Consider the following 1,555-nt stretch of genomic DNA (forward strand, 5'->3'; position numbering starts at 1 on the left):
TCGACAGACACGCGAAACCCCTCGTCAACACCACTTCGGGTCAACAAGAGATGAGGCGCCACCCGGCATCCAGCCTGGTGGCGCCTCATCCTGCCCTCTTGACAGAAACCACACCCATATCAGGTGTGGGACCGAACGCGTGGTCGTGGGACGCCGGTCTCAGCCTCAGGCCCGGTGGCCGGCGTCGTCGATCTGGAGCTGTCCGTCTGAAGACCAGCCTCAGTCGCGCGTCAACTGGAAGTATTGAGGCATGCGGATCACCCACGTCGCTGCGCACAACTGGCGCAACTTCAAGAACCTCGACTTCGCCCTCGGGGATCGGCTGATCGTCGTCGGCCCGAACGCCGCCGGCAAGTCGAACCTGCTCGACCTGTTCCGGTTTCTGGGCGACGTGTCGCGTCCGGGCGGTGGCCTCACCGCCGCGCTGAATTCCCGCGGGGGGCTGTCGAAGACCCGCTGCCTGTTCGCCCGCAACAACCACAATGGCGAGCTGAACATCGAGATAGATCTCATGGACGGCGACGATGACCGATGGCGATACGTCTTGGCGATCAAGGGACAGCAAGGGGGCAGGAACCGGCCTGTGGTTGTGCGCGAGATCGTCGAGAGGAACGGCGAGAAGATTCTCCAGCGTCCTGACGCGAGCGATCAACAGGACCCCGAGCGGCTCACCCAGACGCACCTCGAACAGCTCTCGTCGAACCAGAAATTCCGGCCGATCGCCGAATACTTCGCAAAGGTGAACTACTTCCACCTCGTGCCCCAAGTGATCCGCCATCCATCGGGGGCTGGCGCCTTGAGTACGAGGGCATTCGGCAGCTCGATGATCGCCGAGATGAATGGCACGCCGGAACGGACGCGGAACGCGTGGTTCCGTCGAATCCAGAAGGCGCTGGTCGCCGCCGTGCCCGGGTTCGAGACCCTCGACCTCAAGGTGGACGCCGCGGGGCAGCCGCATCTCATTGCCGGCTACCGCAACTGGCGCAAGAACCCGTCCGAGCAGAACGAGGCCGATTTCTCTGACGGGACCCTGCGCCTCATTGGGCTGCTGTGGACGATTGTCAGCGCACCCTCCCACGGCGGAGTGCTGCTCCTCGAGGAACCCGAACTCTCGCTCAACACCGCCATCGTGCGGCGCCTCGCGTCGCTGCTCGCCGCGGCCCAGCGGGGGGCTTCGATGCAGGTGATCCTCTCGACCCACGCCCCCGAACTGCTCGATGACGAGGGCGTCCGCGCCGACGAGGTGCTCGTCCTCGAGGTCACCGAAGACGGCAGCGTTGCCACCCTCTTGTCAGGGATCGACACAGTGGCCGACCAGATCGACGCGGAACTGCCATTCTCCGAGATCGTGTCCGACCTCATCAGTCCCGGCGACCTGTCCGGAATGATGGCCGCGGCCAGGCGGTGACGTCATGCGGGTCGTGGTTGAGGGGCTCTTCAGGATCCAGGGTGTAGTCGGGGTCTGAATCCTCCGGTCTCCAGGAGTGATCTGGTGATGTAGTGGGTGAGGTTGCGGAATCCCAGGGCGATGCCGCGGAGGTGTTCGAGTCTGCCG

At 64.4% G+C, this 1,555-nt stretch carries 1 protein-coding gene; it reads left to right on the plus strand.

Annotation, left to right across the window (positions count from 1 at the left end; genetic code table 11):
• Window positions 1-250 precede the first annotated feature (250 nt).
• Window positions 251-1,408, plus strand: coding sequence for an AAA family ATPase (locus E0E30_RS13215; protein ID WP_130866944.1), 1,158 nt, complete (start codon window positions 251-253; stop codon window positions 1,406-1,408).
• Window positions 1,409-1,555 lie beyond the last annotated feature (147 nt).

Origin of the sequence: Acidipropionibacterium timonense, assembly GCF_900605005.1 — a bacterium.
Classification (GTDB): domain Bacteria; phylum Actinomycetota; class Actinomycetes; order Propionibacteriales; family Propionibacteriaceae; genus Cutibacterium; species Cutibacterium timonense.

Coding starts and splice junctions, on each gene's coding strand:
- E0E30_RS13215 (WP_130866944.1), top strand. CDS start 251: ATGCGGATCACCCACGTCGCTGCGCACAACTGGCGCAACTTCAAGAAC.